Genomic DNA, 17,816 nt, shown 5'->3' with positions numbered 1-17,816 from the left:
GCAAAGGTAAATCCTGTGGCAGGTGGCTCAAAAACCTTAAAGGATGCGATAAATGAGGCATTGAGGGATTGGGTTACTAATGTTAAGACAACATACTATGTGCTTGGCTCTGTGGTAGGCCCCCATCCCTATCCGATGATGGTTAGGGATTTTCAATCTATAATTGGAATTGAGGCAAAAAAGCAGATTTTAAAACAAGAAGGAAGGCTTCCAGATTACATTATTGCCTGCGTGGGTGGAGGCTCTAATGCAATTGGTATATTTTATCCATTTTATAACAGCGATGTTAAATTTATTGGTGTTGAGGCAATTGGTGCAGCATCTTTGTGCAAGGGTGAAAGGGGTGTATTACATGGATGTCTTTCATACCTTCTTCAAGATAAAGATGGCCAAATTAAAGAGACACATTCAATTGCCGCTGGCCTTGATTATCCAGGGGTAGGGCCTGAGCATAGCTTTTATAAAGAAAAAAATAGGGCAGAATATGTTGTTATAAATGACAAAGAGGCTTTGGATGGATTTTTCCTTTTATCTCATACAGAGGGAATAATTCCCGCATTAGAAGCAGCTCATGCCATTGCTTACTGTGCAAAATTTGCTCCCTCTCTTTCCAAAGATAAAATTATTGTTGTCAATCTTTCGGGAAGGGGGGACAAGGATGTGGAGGAGGTCGCAAAAAGAGTCCGAGAGTCAGGAGTCAAAGGGTCATGATGGAAAATAGGATAGATAAGGCTTTTATGGAAAGAAAAAGACCAATTCTTATTCCATATATTACCTGCGGCGACCCATCTTTGGAAAAAACAGAAAGCCTTATTTTGGCATTAGAAAAAGCAGGTGCAGGTATTATCGAGCTTGGTATTCCATTTTCCGACCCTATTGCAGATGGGCCTGTTATCCAGGAAGCCTGTAATCGGGCATTAAAACAGGGGATGTCATTAAGAAAGGCAATCTCTTTTGTGGGAAATTTAAGAAAAAAAACAGAAATTCCCATAGTTTTTTTAAGCTATTATAACCCTATCTATAAATATGGGCTTTCTAATTTTGCACAGGATGCAAAGATAGCAGGAATAGATGGCCTAATTGTTCCAGACCTTCCACCCGAGGAGGGGCAGGGTCTTAAGAAATTGTTATTAAAAAATGGCATTTGTTTGATTTATCTCCTTGCCCCAACCAGCACAGAAAAAAGGATAAAGATGACCTGCGAAGAGTCATCAGGGTTTATCTATTATGTATCCTTGCTTGGTGTAACAGGGATAAGGAAGGATATTTCAGAAACCCTTAAGGAAGAGATTTTAAGGATAAAAAGGTCATCCAATAAACCTATTTGTGTTGGATTTGGCATATCAGAGCCTTCCCATGCAAAGGAAATAAAGGATTTGGCTGATGGGATAATCATTGGTTCAAAGATTGTTTCTTTAATTGCAAAAAATCCAGACTCTCCAGACAAAGCAGTTATTCCTTTTGTTTCCTCTGTATTGAGGGCAATAAAAAATAACTAGACAAAATTCTTATAATTATGATATATTAAAATTATGGAAGAAGAAAAAAGGGATGAGGATGTAGTAGAAAGGCTTGCCCGAGAGTTTTTAAATGGGATGGAAGAAAGGAAAAAACCCGAAGAGCCCCTCCCCATTTACGAGGAGGCGAAAAAGGAAGCTTATGTGCCGAGTTACGAGGTGCCATTAACAGAAAAAGAACCCCCTTTACCAACCCTTGAGGAACCTAAAGAAGAGCCACAACCAACATTTGAGGTGCCTATACCGACCTTTGAAAAGGAGGAAGTAGAACCCTATCCAGAAAAGGAAAAACCAGAAATAAGGCCTTCTGATGAGAAAATAGAGGAAATGCTTGCAAAGCTGGAGGAAGAAGAAAAGGGCGTTTCTTTGCCAAAAGAGCCTGTTAAGGTAGAGGAAGAAGAGGAAGAGGAATTTGCAGAGATACCAGAAGCACCTGAAGAAGAGATATTAGAAAAGCGTCCAAAGAAAACAAAAAAGGATTTAAGGCTTATTAAGATTGTCCTTATTGGGTGTCTCCTTGGTGGAATAATAGGAGGAGGGGTCTATTTTGGGAAGAATTATTTGAAAGATTCCTTAAAGCCCATTATAAACCTTGTCAATCTTAATCTGGTTAATAAAATATTTAAACCATCCTGTGAGCTCAGGGTAAGCTCAAATCCAAGTGAATGCGATTTATTTGTTGATGATATTGTTAAGGGAAAGACACCCATTACCATTAAGAAGCTCTCATCTGGCGACCATAATATAAGAATAGAAAAAGAGGGCTTTAAGCCTTATATAAGTGTAATTAGTGTTACCTCAAGAAAGCCTATAGATATTACAGCAACCCTTGAGCCAGAGATAAAAGAAAAGATTAAGGAAGAAATTATAACTGGCACAGGGAGCGTTATAGTAAAAACAGAGCCTAAAGATGCCCTAATATACATTGATGGAGCCAGGATAGCCAAGATGCCTTACTTCCTTTTATCGGGCACACATTCAATAAGGGTGCAAAAGGATGGTTTCTCTAAATTTGCAAAGATAATAGAGATAAAACCAAAAGAGGCAAGGACGGTTTTTGTGTGTCTTACTCCTATTTTGGGAAGCATCTTTATTGATTCAATTCCAAGGGGAGGATGTGTTTTATTTAATGGCGGGAATTGTGGAAAGACCCCTCTTATCCTTAAGGCAATATTTCCCTGGAAGCCTTGCAGGATAACCATAAAGAAAAATGGCTATTTTGATTGGAATGGGATAACATTTGTTGAACCAAATCAGAGAACAAGGATAATGGCCTCCTTGAAGAAGTCAGAGGGTCAGAGGGTTAGAGGGTTAGAGGGTCGGGAGTCAGGGGGTTGGGGAGTCGGAAGTCAAAGGGAAGAAAAGGGGGTTATTCCATATAAAATAAAGGAAGAAAAATGGATTGTTCCTTCTCTACCTGCAAAAAGAGAAGAAAAAACAATAGAATCAGCTTCTCTCCTTGAGCTTAAAAGGGCGATTGAAAGTTTTAAAGAGAAGGTAAAGCTAGAAACACCTGTTGTCCCTTCTTTTCCAGAAGAGCCTTATCTAAAAAGAGAATTTCCTCCTGTAATAAAAGAAAAGCCAAAACAGCAACCACTAGGAGGAGGCCCTGGATATTGCTTTATTACATCAATTCCATCGCAGGCTGATATATTCCTTGATGGAAGGCTAATAGGAAAGACGCCAATCAGGGAATTTGCGATTAGCCCAGGAAGGCATACATTAAAAGCAAGTCTTTCTGGATTTAAGGATGATGAGAAAGAGATAATAGTGAGCGCGGAGACAACAAACTTTTTTAACTTCTCTCTTTCTAAATGACATTATTTAGAAAACCAAAATACACAACCCTTACCTTTAAACCCTCTCAAATTAACCCTCCAAATGAGCTTTGGATAAAATGCGAGGGCTGTTCTAATCTGCTTTATAAAAATGAGCTGGAAAGAAACCTTTGCGTCTGTCCAAAATGCAACTTTCATTTCAGGCTAAAACCAAAGGAGAGGATAAAGATAATCCTTGATAAAAAGTCATTCAAGGAGGATTTTTCTGAGATATTGCCTATGGATTTCTTAAAATTTAAGGATATAAAGCCCTATGAAGAAAGGCTTAAAGAGGCGGAGAAAGAAACAGGGCTTTCTGATGCTATTGTCTGTGGCTTTGGAGAAATAGATAAAAGGAATGTGGCTATTGCTATTATGGATTTTTCCTTTATGGGAGGGAGCATGGGCTCTGTGGTTGGCGAAAAAATAGCCTTGCTTACAGAAAAGGCTTCTCTCCTTTCCCTTCCCCTTATTATTTTTTCTAGTTCTGGCGGTGCAAGGATGCAGGAGGGTATGGTTTCCCTTTTTCAAATGGCAAAAACAGCGGGTGCCATATTCCTTTTTAAGAAAAGGGGTGGCTTTTTTATCTCTGTTTTAACAGATCCAACCACAGGAGGGGTCTCTGCCTCCTTTGCATTTCTCGGTGATGTTATTATTGCTGAACCAAAGGCATTGATTGGCTTTGCAGGTCCTAGGGTTATAGAGCAGACAATTAGACAAAGGCTTCCCGAGGGCTTCCAAAGGGCAGAATTCCTCCTTTCCCATGGAATTATTGATATGATTATTGAAAGAAAAGAGCTAAAAAAAAAGGCTCTCTTCCCTTCTTTCCCTCTTTTCTTAAAAAAGAGAGGAGAATTTTCTTCTCCTCTCTCTAACCCTTAAGGTTTTCCTACCTTTTCTTTAGGTATAGCTTCTCCTTATGGTGCAGCCTCTTCTGCTGGTGCAGCCTCTTCTGCTGGTGCAGCCTCTTCTGCTGGTGCAGCCTCTTCTGCTGGTGCAGCCTCTTCTACTGGTGCTGGTTCTTCTACAGTTGGTGTTTCAACCGGTGCCTCCTTGGGAGGACAACAACCAGAGGAAAGGATTAAACCTAGCCCCATTATCATTACCAATAACAACCTTGTTAACATTCTTTCACCCCCTTTTTAAAATATTTATTTATGATAAATAAAAAATACAAATCTTGTCAACAAATTTTTTGTTTGAGTATCGGGGGAAATCTTACAAAAAGGTAAGTGGATGTTGTTTAGCTAGTCTAACTTAAAAAAGAAATAAAAAAATCTTCTCTTTAAGAAACCTTCGTGTTCTTCGTGGTCCTAAACACATACTCTATAGGCTTGGACTATGGGTTAATCGGGTTATGGATTCATCGGGTTGAGAGGTTATTTCAAGCATCCTTTTAATGGATTTCCTTGCTCTCTTCATAATTTCAGGATCAAGCTCTATTTTATAAACCTCATCCTCTAATGACCACAAGACCTTTTCCAATGTGGTAAGCTTCATATTTAGGCATATGGCAAGCTCTGAGGCAGGATAAAATGTCTTATCGGGATTTTCCTTCTTAAGCCGATAGAGCATTCCATTTTCAGTGCCGATAATAAATTCCTTTGCTTCGCTTTCTTTAACCCGCTTTACCATTCCACCTGTTCCATATACAAAATCCGCCATATCCACCACATCCCTTGTGCATTCAGGATGGACAATTACCTCTGCATTGGGATGAGCCTCTTTTGCCTTTAATACCTCCTCTTTAGTAATTTTAAGATGGGTTGGACAGAAGCCATTCCAAAGAATAAACTCCCTTTTTGTTTTTCTTGCAATATAATCACCCAGCCATTTGTCAGGTGTAAAGATTATTTCCTTATCCTTGGGAAGGGAGTTTATAACCGAGAGGCCATTTGCCGATGTGCAACAATAATCTGTCTCTGCCTTAATCAAGGCAGATGTATTGACATAGGAGACAACAATTGCATCAGGATGCTCTTCTTTAAGCCTTTTTAATTCCTCTACATTGATCATATCAGCCAATGGACAGCCTGCATTTATATCTGGCATTAAAACTGTCTTTTCTGGCGATAAAATCTTTGCCATCTCAGCCATAAAATGGACACCACAAAATACAATAATTTCTGCCGATGTCTCCCTTGCCCTCCTTGATAAATCCAGGGAATCACCAAGAAAATCTGCTACATCCTGAACCTCTCCTGGCTGGTAGTTATGGGAAAGAATTATGGCATTCTTCTTCTTACAAAGCTCCCTTATCCTCTCAGCAAGGCTTCTGACTTCTGACTTCTGGCTTCTGACTTCTGGCTTTATCCTTTCTGAATGTGTATAGACATTCATCCTCTTACCCCTTGCAAACCCAACCAGAGTTATCCCTGCTTTATCTGCAAGGGAAATAGCTAAGTCTGTGGAAGATGACCTTGAGATAATCATGGGAATACCAACATTCATTGCCTTAATAACAATCTCAGAGGTTATCCTTCCCGATGTCAATATTGCCTTATCAGAAAATTCCTCCTTTTTTAAGAATAAACCACCGATTACCTTATCGATAGCATTATGCCTTCCAATATCCTCTTTAAGGTCAAGAATTTTATCAGAAAGAGAGATAGCCGCTGAATGCAAACATCCTGTTTCTTTAAACCCAGAAGACCTTAATTGGAATTCAGAAATAAGCTTGAGGATTAAAGAAGGAGATATAGAAAAATTTCCATTTACCCTTTTTATCCTTTCGGGATGAGAGATTGAGCCCTTTCCACAGCCCGAGGTAAGGAGAAGTTCTTTACCTTCTCTTATCTCTCCTTTTACATCAACCTCACCCTCTAAGGCATTGATGGAGGAAATGTCGCTAAAATTCTCAATCAAACCCAAAGAGGCCAAAAATCCGCAGGCTAACTCAGAAAGATAAGAGGGTGTAGCAAACAGGGAGGCTATTCTTTGTCCATTTGCCTTAATGGTAATAGGAGCCTCAGATGCCACAAGGTCATCAAGCCTCTTTTCTTCTTCACCCCTTATTTTTAAAAGCCTTATTCTTGATTTCATAGATAAATTATACAAATTTAAGTGGCTTAAATCAAGATGTCTTGTAAAAAAGAAAGGATTTCTATTTTTCTTTATAAAAATTTTGATATTGTTTTTTGATTTCGGATTTTCAATTTCGGATTTATAAAGATTGATACTTTTTATGTAGGAGCTAAACACATACTAATCCCTCATAAGAGCATTCCATCCTCAAGCCTAACCTCTCTTTTTCCTGGGATGGGAATATCCCTTGTAGATGCTAGGATTACCAATGTTCCATTTTCTTGCATCTTTTTTAAGATGTCAATAATGAGGGTTTCTTTCTTTTTATCACAGCAACACACAGGTTCATCGGCAAGGATAACTAAAGGGTCTGTAATTATTGCCCTTATTAAAGAAATTTGCTTTTTTTCAGATAGGGAAAGCAAGGATATATCATCCCTTCTCTTTCTTGTAAGCTCAACAAGGTTTAATGCATAATCTATCATTGGCCTTCTTTCCTCCCTTGGGAAATTAGAAAGGCTAATTTCAAGATTTTTTTCCACACTTCCTTTGACAAATCCAAATTCATCCATAATTAGCCCCATTTTTTTTCTTATTGCAGAAAGCTTCTCAGAGGAGAGGCTTTTCATATTTTTCCCCATAACCATAAGGCTTCCTCCTGTTGGTTTAATTACGCCTGCAATAAGCTTAAGGAGGGTTGTCTTTCCAGAGGAAGATGGGCCTAAAATATAGACAAACTCACCCTCCTCAAACTTTATATTTATATTTGAAAGAATAGCCCTGTGCTTATGGACATAGGAGACAAATTTAAATTGGATCATTGTAAATTTTCTCCTTTCTCAATTTGAAATTTGCAATTTACAATTTGCAATGCTTCATTATGAATAGCCCTTGCATCTACCTTAAAGTAAGAGAGAAGCTCCTCTGGTTTTCCAGATGTCCCAAATACATCTTGAATTCCAATCCTCTTCACAATCGCTTGTTTTTCCTCTGCTAAAACCTCGCAGACAGCAGAACCAAGCCCACCAATAATAGAATGCTCCTCTGCGGTAATTATTCCCTTTGTCTCTTTTGCCGCCAAAATTATAGCCTCTTTGTCTATAGGTTTTATGGTTGACATATTAACAACCCTTGCTGAAATTCCATCTTTTTCAAGCATATCAGATGCCTTTAATGCCTCAAAGACCATAAGGCCACAGGCAATGATGCTTATATCATTACCAGGTTTAATTATTCTTGCCTTTCCTATTTCAAACCCTGTATCAGGAAGAAGGGGAAATTTTGCCCTTGAAAGCCTTATGTACATAGGACCTTTATATTCTAAACAGGCAAATATAGCCCTCCTTGTCTCATTAGCATCTGCGGGAACAACTACGCTCATATTTGGAAGGGCTCTCATAGCGGCTATATCCTCAATTGCTTGATGCGATGCACCATCCTCGCCTACAGAGATTCCCGCATGGGTTAAGACAATCTTTACATTCAGATTTGCCCAGCAGATAGATGTCCTTATCTGCTCATATGCCCTCAGAGAGCCAAATACCGCAAAGGAGGAAACAAAGGGAATTTTTCCTGCTAATGCCAGGCCTGCCGCATACCCTATCATATTTGCCTCAGCTACACCGAAATTGAAGAATCTTTCGGGAAATTCCTTGGCAAACCAATTTGTCCTGGTTGAGGATGATGTATCTGCATCCAGAACAACAATATCTGGATTCTGCCTTCCCAGCTCAAGCAATGCCTTTCCATATGCATCCCTGGTTGCTTCTTGTTCCATCTTCTAATTCTTTAAGGGCTCTTTCTGCCTCCTCTTTTGTAGGTGCGACACCATGCCACTCTACCCTTCCTTCCATAAAAGAAACGCCCTTTCCCTTAATGGTATGAGCAATTATCATTTTAGGCTTTCCTTTTATTTCTTTTGCTCTATCAACCGCCTCAATAATTTCCTTTATATTATGCCCGTCTATCTCCATTACCTCCCAGCCAAATGCCCTCCATTTATCAACAATTGGCTCAATATTCATTACATCAGAAACCCTTCCATCTATCTGCAATTTATTATAATCAAGAAAGCATATAAGGTTATCAAGCTTATAATGGCTAGCCGACATAGCTGCCTCCCAGATTTGACCTTCCTGTGTTTCTCCATCGCCGATGAGGCAGAATACAAAAAAATCCTCTTGTGAGAGCTTCCCTCCCAAAGCCATTCCACAAGCACAGGAAAGCCCTTGACCCAAAGAGCCGCTTGACATTTCAACCCCTGGGGTTTGTAGCCTGTCAGAATGACCCTGTAAAATACTTTCAAGCTTTCTTAAGGTTTTTAATTCATCCATTGGGAAATATCCAGAAAGGGCTAAGGCAGCATATAAGGTTGGGCAGGAATGACCCTTAGAAAGGATAAATCTATCCCTATCCCTCCATAATGGATGGGATGGATTATGCCTCATTATGTGAAAATAAAGAGAAGCTATTATTTCAACAGAGGAAAGTGAGCCACCAGGATGGCCTGAGCCTGCCAGAGAAAGCATCTCAATTATTAACCTCCTCATCTTCCTTGAGATATCAGCAATCTTTAAAACAATTTCATCCATTTTTCATCTTTGTAAGATATTTCAAATCTTCTATATCTTGTATCTACTCAGGTTTTTTTAAGTTTTGCCTTATAAGTCAATAGTATAATCTCCTACCTGTTTTTTTTACAAATAATTTAATCTTTATTGACATTACAAATAATCTTTGCTATCCTTTTTACAATGGGAATTTTTCTTTTTATGACACTTGGGTTTTATGGCCAAATTAACTGGATAAATGACATTTTATCATTTGAGAAAGAAGGCTCTATCTATGTTGCAACAATGGAGGGTGTCTACAAAAGCAATGATTTTGGAAATTGTTTTAAACCAATAAATAATGGCTTTTTTAACCTTCAGATTAACTCAATTGAAATGGATAAAAATGGCAGGCTTTATGCCGGATGTGATGATGGCATATATGTTTTAAAGAACAAAAAATGGAAGAAGATTAAAGATGTAGCATTTGTAAGGAAAATTTTAATTTTAGAGAAAACAATTTTTGTGGGAACAGGGATGGGCAAGGTATTAAAAAACAATGGAAAATCTTGGGATGTGGTTGTTGCTCTCAAATCCCCCATTACAGGGATTGCCTCCTCTGGCAAAGCAATTTATATCTCCTCATACAATGATGGGATTTATAAAAGCTGTGATTTGGGGATAAGCTGGAAAAAGCTTAAATTTGAAGGAAAAAGGATATGGGAGATTCTTCCCTCTGGAGACTCTCTTTTTGTGGCAAGTGAAGATGGGTTATTTAAAGGTTCTAATACCTGGAAGGCTTTGAATTATGGCCTTACCACAAAAGACCTCAGGGTTATTAAAAAAGACAAGAATATTCTCTATCTTGGCTCATATATTAGTGGCTTCTTTGTAAGCTATGACAGTGGGAAAAGATGGAACTCAGCAAATACAAGGCTTTCAAATACAAACATAAGGGATATTGAAATATTGCAAGATAAAATCTATCTTGCCACAGAAAATGGGCTTTATAAAACAGAAGATAAAGGAGCCTCTTTTCAAAGGCTTACGCAGGGTCTTGTCTATCTATCAAAGCCTCCTTTATCCAAAAGCCCTGATGATATAAGGAAAAGAAAGGAAAAATTAGGAATAAAGCCACCTCCAAAAGAGGGAGAAAAAGCTAGTGGAGGACATGGTGGAGGACATTAGAATTTAAGATTTTTAAGAAACAAATAGTAAGCTATTAGGGTTTGTTGATGGCTATTTATACATATCTCTGTAATAAATGTAAGAGAAAGTTTGACATCCTCAATGGAAGGGAGGAAGCAATATGCGATGTTTGTCAAAATAAGGATGTAAAGAGGGTTTACACAGCTTTTATGATAAAAACAAGCAGCCAGGAAAAAGGTGTTTCTTCTTGTGGCTCTTGTGCAAAAACAACCTGTTCAGGGTGTAAATGAAGATTATAAATGTAGCGACAACAAAGAGGGAGGTTTTTGTTGATATTACAGAAAAAATTAAAGAAGAAATAGATAAAGATGGCATTATTTACCTCTTTGTTCCCCATACAACCTGTGCCATAACCATAAACGAGGGATATGACCCAGAGGTTTGTTCTGATATCATAAGATGCCTTTCCAATATTATCAAAAGGGATTCCCCATATTTCCGTCATAATGAGGGAAACTCTGATGCTCACATAAAGGCATCCATTATTGGCTCTTCTCTCTCCATTTTTGTAAAGGATAAAAGGCTTGTTTTGGGAAGATGGCAGAGGATATTTTTGTGTGAGTTTGATGGACCAAGGGAAAGGGAGATATGGATTAAATGTTTGGCTTAACTAATTTTTATCTTTTTCCAGAAAGCCAATAGCCTTTTTCTTTCGCTTTCATCCATCTTGTCAATAAACAAAATGCCGTCAAGATGGTCTATCTCATGCTGAATTACCCTTGCAGGTAATCCACTTATCTCTCCTGTAATCTCATCACCGTTTATATTAAGCCCCCTAAATGTAACATTAAAAGCCCTTTGGACATTGCCAAATAGCCCAGGAAAGGACAAGCAACCCTCAGATGCCTCTTCAATTCCGCTTGTGCTTATAGCCTTTGGATTAAAAATGACAAATGGCTTTTCTTTTATTCGCACAACAATTATTCTTTTCAAAATACCAACCTGATTTCCCGCAAGACCAAGGCCATTTGCAGCAATGAGCGTTTCTATCATATCAGATGCCGTCTTTTTTATTTTCTCATCTATTTTTTTGATATGAGATGCCTTTTTTCTCAATATGGGATTTCCATATCTTTTTATGGTAAGAATCATAGCGACTTCATCAAGCCACCGGCTCTAATGATTCTTTGCATAAATTCTGGAAGGGGTGTTATTTTATAGGTTTTATTCTTTGTCCTATTCTCTATTATTCCTTTGTCTTCCAATATTCTTAATTTATCCCCTTCATCTATATTGCCAACCTCTTTGCATTCAAAGACAAAAAGCCCGATATTTATGCTATTTCTAAAGAATATCCTGGCAAATGATTTTGCTATTACCGCCCTTATCCCCCTTCCCTTTATAGAAAGGGGTGCATGCTCCCTTGATGAGCCACAGCCAAAATTAGAGCCAGAGACAATAATTCCTCCCTCTTTTATTCTGCTGCCACCCTCAATCCCTTCCATACAATGGCAGGCAAGCTCCTTTGTCTCTGTTGTATCAAGGTAGGTGGCTGGGATTATCTCATCCGTATTTATATTATCCCTAAATTTATAAGCAATTCCTTCAATCATAACAAAGGGTAAATGTAGATTTTAAAATTTGCAATTTCATATTATCTCCTCTGGATGGGTTATTCTTCCCGTTATCGCAGAAGCAGCAACCACAGCAGGACCTGCCAAATAGACCTCTCCCTTTTGACTTCCCATCCTTCCTATAAAATTCCTATTCGTGGTTGAGATACATTTTTCAAAATCTGCCAATACACCCATATGGCCACCAAGGCAGGGGCCACAGGTAGGGGGGGAAATAATCCCGCCTGCATCAATAAATACATCAATCAAGCCCTCTTTTATAGCCTCTTTATAAATTTCTTGTGTTCCTGAGATTATAATAAGCCTGATCTCGGGATTTATTTTTCTTCCTTTTAAGATTTCTGCCGAGATTCTTAAATCATCAAGCCTTCCATTTGTGCAAGAGCCAATAAATGCCTGATCTATTTTAATATTGCCTATTTCCTTTACAGGCTTTGTATTTGACGGAAGGTGTGGCAAGGCTACCTGGCAATCTATTTTACTACAATCAAACTCATATGTTTCTTTGTATTCTGCATCAGGGTCAGCTTTATATATCTTATAATCTGGTGCCCTGGTGCTCTGGTGCCCTGGTGCTCTATTCTTTACATATTCCATTGTCTTCTCATCTACTTCAACAATTCCCGCCTTTGCTCCTGCCTCAACTGCCATATTGCACATTGTAAATCTACCTGAGATGAGGAGGCTTTTTATTGCCTCCCCACAAAATTCCATACTCATATAATTTGCTCCCTCAACCCCAATTTTTCCAATTGTATAGAGAATCAAATCCTTTCCAGAGACCCATTTATTTAACCTTCCATTAAATATAATTTTTATGCTTTCAGGAACCTTAAGCCATATCCTTCCCGTTGCCATAAAATATGCAATGTCTGTTGAACCAACGCCGGTTGAGAATGCACCAATCGCACCATATGTGCAGGTATGGGAATCCGCACCAATTATAACATCCCCTGGAAGGACAATGCCTTCATCGGGCAATAGACAATGCTCAATCCCACAACCCTCCTTAAAATAATGCTTGATATTGTATTCCTTTGCAAAATCCCTTAATATCTTTGCCTGATTTGCCGACCTTATATCCCTGGCGGGAACAAAATGGTCAGAGACCAAAACAAGCCTGTTTGGAAATGCCAAAGGCTTATTTGTACCCTTAAATTCCTTAATGGCAAGAGGGGCTGTAACATCATTAGCTAAGGCAATATCTGGCTCTATCTCTATAAATTCGCCAGGATTTACAAGCCTTCCTGCCTTATCAGACAATATCTTACAAGCTAATGTTTTCATATTTCTTTTAAATTATGCCTCTTTCTACATTCATCTATAGCAAGAGGAAGAAAATCTATAAGACTGGATGCAATTAGAGAATATTCTCCCTTCTCTTCCTTTGCAATATCACCCGATAATCCATGAAGAAATGCAGAAAGCCTTGCAGCATCACCAAGATTTAGACCTTGACCAACCAAAGAGCCAATCATTCCAGCTAAAATATCGCCAGAGCCAGCTGTTGCCATCCCTGAATTTCCTGTTGGATTTATGTAAATTTGTCCATTGTAGCCGATGAGTGTCCTGTAACCCTTAAGGAGGAGGGAAATTTTATCTTCATCCATTACCCTTCGGACAATTCCTATTCTATCCTTTTGAATTTCATCTACATTTATTTTAAGAAAATCTGCCAATTCCTTTGGGTGGGGTGTAATTAAGATATTTCGTCCAGAGATATCTTGAGGAGAAATTGCCGAAATTCCATCTGCATCAAGGATTATGGGGATTGTAAGCCTCAAGATAAGGGTTTGGATAAGTTTTTTTGTCTCAGGGTGCCTTGATATGCCAGGTCCAATTACAGCTACATCACATTTCTTTGCCAGCTCTATAATTCCATTGTATGCAGAGGGAGAGAGTGTTTTTTTCTTTGTCTCTGGCAGGGGCTTTGTGATTACCTCTGTAAGCTTAATTTCCATTATCTCGTTTAAGCTTTCTGGAATTCCAAGATAGACCAGGCCAGCTCCCATACTCATTGCACCCTGACAACATAAAGTTGCCGCACCGGTCATTCCCACCGAGCCTGCGATAACAAGAATCTTGCCAAAATTGCCCTTATGTGAGTTTAAAGGTCTTTTAGGAAGAAGGCAGCTCATTTCCCTTCCCGTTAAGAGGTTTGTGTTTAATTTTAAGCTTAATTCATCTGGCAGGGATATTTTTGAAAGATATAGGTTTCCCACATATTCTATGCCTGGGTATAAAACCTGACCAATCTTTGGAAGACCAAAGGTTATTGTCTTATCTGCTTTAATGGCACATCCAAGGGGAAATCCAGAATCAGAGGAAAGCCCGGATGGAATATCAAGGGAGATAATGGTTTTATCAGAAGAATTCATAAAATCAATGCAATCCCTTATCTTCCCCTCTCCCTCTTTTGCTATACCTGTCCCAAGCAGGCCATCAACAAAAAGGTCGGCTTGTTCAAATTCCTCTATTATTGGGATGTTAAGCTTTCTTGCAATCTCAAGGTTTATTTTTCTTTCAGGGCTTTGTTTTTTTCCATTTACAAGATAAATCTTAACCTCAAATCCCTTGATAAATAAATGCCTTGCCACAACGAGGCCATCTCCTCCATTATTTCCAGGGCCACAAAAAACAACAACCCTATTTCCCTTAATCTCTTTCAGGGTTGAAACGCAAAGATTAAATGCTGATATACCAGCATTTTCCATTAAAATAAGGGGAGAAAGGTTATATAATTCGCCTGCCTTTTTATCTATCTCTTTTATCTCACTAGATGATGCGATTTTCATATCTTGTAATAAAAGCAATTTCGGATTTCATTTGTTCCCTTAAAGCTAGACACATACTACAACTTAAACCCCCAACTTGAGCAAATTACTTTAGCTAAACTACGCTTTTTTTGCAATCCCTTCTTTAACAAGGCTTATAAAGTCATCCATCGTAAATGTGCCAATATCTCCCTTTTCCCTATGCCTTAAGCTTATCTTTTCCCCTTCCCTTTCTTTGTTTCCAATAATTGCAAGGTAGGGAATCTTCATATTATAAGCATCCTTTATCTTTCTTTGTAGCCTTTCAGATCTTTTGTCCAGTTCTGCCCTTATCCCCTCATCCAGAAGCCCTTTTTCTATTTTTTCTGCATAGTCAAGCTGATTGTCTGTTATGGGTAAAATTAAAACCTGTATGGGAGAGAGCCATAAGGGAAGCTTTCCGGCATAATGCTCAATCAAGGCACCCATAAACCTTTCAAGGCTTCCTAAAACAACCCTGTGGATCATAACCGGTTGATGCTTTTTTCCATCATTTCCCATGTAAGAAATATCAAACCTCTTTGGTAGATTAAAATCAACCTGAATTGTAGGGCCCTGCCAATGCCTTCCAAGTGCATCCTTGAGCTTTATATCAATCTTTGGTCCATAGAATACACCCTCTCCCTCATCAATTGAAAAATTAAGGCATTCTTCCTTTAAAACATCCCTTAAGGCATTTGTTGCCAAATCCCATATTTCATCAGAACCAACATATTTTTCTGGTTTGGTTGAAAGGTAGACATCGTATTCCTTAAAGCCAAAAGAGGAGAGCATATCAAAGGCAAATTTGCAAACCCCCTTTATTTCATCCTTAAGTTGCTCCTCTCTACAAAATATATGAGCATCATCCTGGGTAAATCCACGAACCCTTAAAAGCCCGTGAAGGACACCAGACCTTTCATATCTATAAACCGTGCCAAGTTCAAAGAATCTTAAGGGAAGTTCAGAATAGCTCCTTATTGTGCTTTTATAAACCATAATATGTCCTGGGCAATTCATCGGCTTTAGAACATAATCTTCATCATCCTTCTTTATAAAATACATATTCTCTTTGTAATAATCGCAATGACCAGATGTCTCCCAGAGGGATTTCTTTCCAATGTGTGGTGTGGTAAGCTCAAGATATCCCCTTTTTCTATGCTCTTTTTTTAGAAAATAAATTATCTCATCCCTTAAAATATTTCCCTTTGGATGATAGAAGATAAGACCACCTCCTACCTCATCATAGATGTTAAATAAACCCAATTGCTCTCCCAAAACCCTATGGTCCCTCTTTTTTGCTTCTTCAATCTTTAAAAGATAATCATCAAGCTCTTTTTGACTTTTAAATGAGATGCCATATATCCTTGTAAGCATTGGGTTTTTCTCGCTTCCCCTCCAATATGCACCTGCTAGCCTTAAGAGCTTAAATGCCTTAATTTCGCCTGTTCTTTCAATATGTGGACCCTTGCAAAGGTCAATAAAATCGCCATTTTGGAAGAACGAAACCTCATTGTCTTTGATTTCATCTAAAATTTCAAGCTTATAGCTTTGACCCTCCTTTGAAAGATATTTTTTTGCCTCATCCTTTGTCATTGTAATTTTTTCAAAATGAAGGTTTTCCTTTATAATTTTTCTCATCTCCTCCTCTATTTTTACAAGGTCATCCTCTGTGATATGGCAGTCAAAATCGTAATAAAACCCATCAGATATGGGAGGACCCATTCCAAGCTTTACATCCTTAAATATCTTGGAGACAGCAGATGCCATTATATGCGATGTAGAATGCCAAAATGCTTCCATTGGATTAAAATATTACCTTAATTTACCTTGCATTGTCAATCTAGCTTTTAAGGCCATCTTCCCATACCGTTCTTTAAAATATACCTCTAATGGGTCAGGGCTTTGGGTAGCTTTTTGTTTCATCCATTATTCTCTCTAATGTTTCAAGGAATACCTTACATTCCTCAATTGTGTTATAAAGATACAAAGAAACCCTAATTGCAGGGATGTTTCTGTTTATTCCTTTTGCATTAAACCAGGAATGAACACAGAATGTGCCACTTCTTGTCATTATGTTATTTTTTTTATCAAGCCTCTCTGAAATATCACCAAGACCAAGCCTTTTGATAAAAAATGTAATGATTCCTCCCCTTAATCTTGGGTCTTTTGGTCCAATTAGCTCTATATCCTTATAATTTAAAAGATTTTCGCTTAAAAATTCATTTAGAGAGATTTCTTGTTTTTCTATATTTTCAAAGCCAATCTTTGAAAGGTAATTGCAGGCTACACCAGCTCCAATAATTGCAGCATAATCCTGCAAGCCTGCCTCAAATTTATGGGGAGGCTTTAAGTAAATTGGGGGCTTATCATAAAATGTATCAACAATGGTATCGCCTCCAACCAAAAATGGCTCTAATTCCCTTAAAAGCTCATATTTTCCATATAAAACACCGAGGGAGGGTCCGAGCATCTTATGAATAGAAAAGGCAAGGAAATCAACATTTAATCTTTGGACATCTATCTTTTTATGGGGAACATATTGAGCCGCATCAAGCATAACCAACGAGCCATTTTGATGGGAAAGTTTGATAACCTCATCTGCTGGTATGGTATAGCCATCTAAATTTGATGTATGAACCATACTTACAAGCTTAACATCTTTTGTTAGCATATCTTTAAATCTTTCAAGGTTAAATGTATTGTCTTCACAAGAGGCCACAATTTTATGTTTAATAATCCCTTTTCCTTCCAGATTTTTCCAGGGGCAAAGGTTAGAATTGTGCTCCTTGTCTGTGGTTAAGACAATATCGCCATTTTTAAACTTAATGCTTTGGGCGATAAGATTTATCCCCTCGGTTGTATTTTTTGTAAAGATAATTTCATTAGCTGATTTTGCATTGATGAATCTTCTTATAATCTCTCTGGCTTCCTCAACCCTTTCATTAACCTTACTGGCAAACCAATGAGAGCTTCTCTTTCCTCCACAAGCAGGGAATTTCTGATAATATTCATCCATTGCCTTAATTACAGGAATGGGTTTTAATGTCATAGAGGCATTGTCAAAGTAAATGGGAGGCTTTTTATTCCTCTTTTGAAGAATTGCGGGAAAATCTCTCCTTATTTTTTCTACATCCATCCTAATTATTATTCCTTTTTTTGTCATTCCTGTCAACAAAAATCCTTGACCAAGAGAATTATTTGAAAATATAATTTTTAAGACTATGAAAACAGAAATTGAAAGATGGGTTAGCGAATGTGCAGAGTTGACAAACCCTGATGATATTTATTGGTGCGATGGAAGTGAAGATGAGGCTTATTCCCTTATAAAAAT

Annotated in this window: 19 protein-coding genes; 8 read left to right on the top strand and 11 right to left on the bottom strand. The window is 38.1% G+C overall.

Going from position 1 to position 17,816, the window contains the following annotated elements:
- The 4 genes from AB1397_04585 to accD all read left to right on the top strand — a co-directional run.
- Positions 1-711, top strand: a 711-nt coding sequence (locus AB1397_04585) for a pyridoxal-phosphate dependent enzyme (GenBank protein ID MEW6482261.1), incomplete at its 5' end; no start/stop codon positions are given.
- Positions 711-1,499, top strand: a complete 789-nt coding sequence (gene trpA, locus AB1397_04580) for a tryptophan synthase subunit alpha (protein MEW6482260.1) — start codon at positions 711-713, stop codon at positions 1,497-1,499. The genes AB1397_04585 and trpA, both read left to right, overlap by 1 nt.
- Positions 1,500-1,532: 33 nt before the next feature.
- Positions 1,533-3,335 carry a PEGA domain-containing protein gene (locus AB1397_04575; protein ID MEW6482259.1) on the top strand — a complete coding sequence of 601 codons (1,803 nt, stop codon included), beginning with the start codon at positions 1,533-1,535 and terminating at the stop codon, positions 3,333-3,335.
- Complete coding sequence (gene accD / locus AB1397_04570) at positions 3,332-4,216, top strand: acetyl-CoA carboxylase, carboxyltransferase subunit beta (protein ID MEW6482258.1); 885 nt, start codon at positions 3,332-3,334, stop codon at positions 4,214-4,216. Before AB1397_04575 ends, accD begins: the two co-directional genes overlap by 4 nt.
- A 35-nt stretch (positions 4,217-4,251) precedes the next feature.
- Here the strand turns inward: accD and AB1397_04565 are convergent, their stop codons facing one another.
- From AB1397_04565 to AB1397_04545, 5 genes are all read right to left on the bottom strand, one after another.
- On the bottom strand, positions 4,252-4,461 hold the full coding sequence (locus tag AB1397_04565; protein MEW6482257.1) for a hypothetical protein: 210 nt from the start codon (positions 4,459-4,461) through the stop codon (positions 4,252-4,254).
- A 199-nt stretch (positions 4,462-4,660) separates the two neighbouring features.
- Positions 4,661-6,376: a quinolinate synthase NadA gene (gene nadA / locus AB1397_04560; GenBank protein MEW6482256.1), complete on the bottom strand. Its 1,716-nt coding sequence runs from the start codon at positions 6,374-6,376 to the stop codon at positions 4,661-4,663.
- Between the two features lie 170 nt (positions 6,377-6,546).
- A complete protein-coding gene (locus AB1397_04555; protein MEW6482255.1) occupies positions 6,547-7,179 on the bottom strand; it encodes an ATP-binding cassette domain-containing protein in 633 nt (210 codons plus the stop codon).
- Complete coding sequence (locus AB1397_04550; protein ID MEW6482254.1) at positions 7,176-8,135, bottom strand: transketolase family protein; 960 nt, start codon at positions 8,133-8,135, stop codon at positions 7,176-7,178. Before AB1397_04550 ends, AB1397_04555 begins: the two co-directional genes overlap by 4 nt.
- Positions 8,089-8,949 carry a transketolase gene (locus AB1397_04545; protein ID MEW6482253.1) on the bottom strand — a complete coding sequence of 287 codons (861 nt, stop codon included), beginning with the start codon at positions 8,947-8,949 and terminating at the stop codon, positions 8,089-8,091. Before AB1397_04545 ends, AB1397_04550 begins: the two co-directional genes overlap by 47 nt.
- Before the next feature lie 162 nt (positions 8,950-9,111).
- Between AB1397_04545 and AB1397_04540 the strand changes: the two genes are divergently transcribed.
- The 3 genes from AB1397_04540 to AB1397_04530 are packed head-to-tail and all read left to right on the top strand — an operon-like array spanning position 9,112 to position 10,726.
- On the top strand, positions 9,112-10,095 hold the full coding sequence (locus AB1397_04540; protein MEW6482252.1) for a hypothetical protein: 984 nt from the start codon (positions 9,112-9,114) through the stop codon (positions 10,093-10,095).
- Positions 10,096-10,142: 47 nt separating this feature from the next.
- Positions 10,143-10,346, top strand: a complete 204-nt coding sequence (locus tag AB1397_04535) for an FmdB family zinc ribbon protein (protein ID MEW6482251.1) — start codon at positions 10,143-10,145, stop codon at positions 10,344-10,346.
- A complete protein-coding gene (locus AB1397_04530; GenBank protein MEW6482250.1) occupies positions 10,343-10,726 on the top strand; it encodes a secondary thiamine-phosphate synthase enzyme YjbQ in 384 nt (127 codons plus the stop codon). The genes AB1397_04535 and AB1397_04530 overlap by 4 nt, the downstream gene beginning before the upstream one ends.
- On the opposite strand, the gene def is transcribed toward AB1397_04530, so the two are convergent.
- From def to AB1397_04500, 6 genes are all read right to left on the bottom strand, one after another.
- Positions 10,723-11,208: a peptide deformylase gene (def, locus tag AB1397_04525; GenBank protein ID MEW6482249.1), complete on the bottom strand. Its 486-nt coding sequence runs from the start codon at positions 11,206-11,208 to the stop codon at positions 10,723-10,725. The two genes, AB1397_04530 and def, sit on opposite strands and share 4 nt — an antisense overlap.
- Positions 11,205-11,669, bottom strand: coding sequence for a 3-isopropylmalate dehydratase small subunit (gene leuD / locus AB1397_04520; protein MEW6482248.1), 465 nt, complete (start codon positions 11,667-11,669; stop codon positions 11,205-11,207). Before leuD ends, def begins: the two co-directional genes overlap by 4 nt.
- Positions 11,670-11,705: 36 nt before the next feature.
- Entirely contained in the window at positions 11,706-12,977 is a 1,272-nt protein-coding gene (gene leuC / locus AB1397_04515) for a 3-isopropylmalate dehydratase large subunit (GenBank protein ID MEW6482247.1), read from the bottom strand.
- Positions 12,974-14,485, bottom strand: a complete 1,512-nt coding sequence (locus AB1397_04510; GenBank protein ID MEW6482246.1) for an NAD(P)H-hydrate dehydratase — start codon at positions 14,483-14,485, stop codon at positions 12,974-12,976. Before AB1397_04510 ends, leuC begins: the two co-directional genes overlap by 4 nt.
- Positions 14,486-14,584: 99 nt before the next feature.
- Entirely contained in the window at positions 14,585-16,285 is a 1,701-nt protein-coding gene (thrS, locus tag AB1397_04505) for a threonine--tRNA ligase (protein MEW6482245.1), read from the bottom strand.
- A gap of 94 nt (positions 16,286-16,379) precedes the next feature.
- Positions 16,380-17,648 (bottom strand): aminotransferase class V-fold PLP-dependent enzyme, encoded by a 1,269-nt coding sequence (locus tag AB1397_04500; protein MEW6482244.1) that lies wholly within the window; start codon positions 17,646-17,648, stop codon positions 16,380-16,382.
- Between the two features lie 58 nt (positions 17,649-17,706).
- Here AB1397_04500 and AB1397_04495 point away from each other — a divergent pair.
- On the top strand, positions 17,707-17,816 hold a 110-nt coding region (locus AB1397_04495; protein MEW6482243.1), incomplete at its 3' end, for a hypothetical protein.

This window comes from bacterium (assembly GCA_040756715.1).
In the GTDB taxonomy this organism is placed as follows: Bacteria; UBA9089; UBA9088; order UBA9088; family UBA9088; genus JBFLYE01.
Note: the sequence above shows the minus strand (reverse complement) of the source record. Positions and strands in the feature narration are given on the sequence as shown.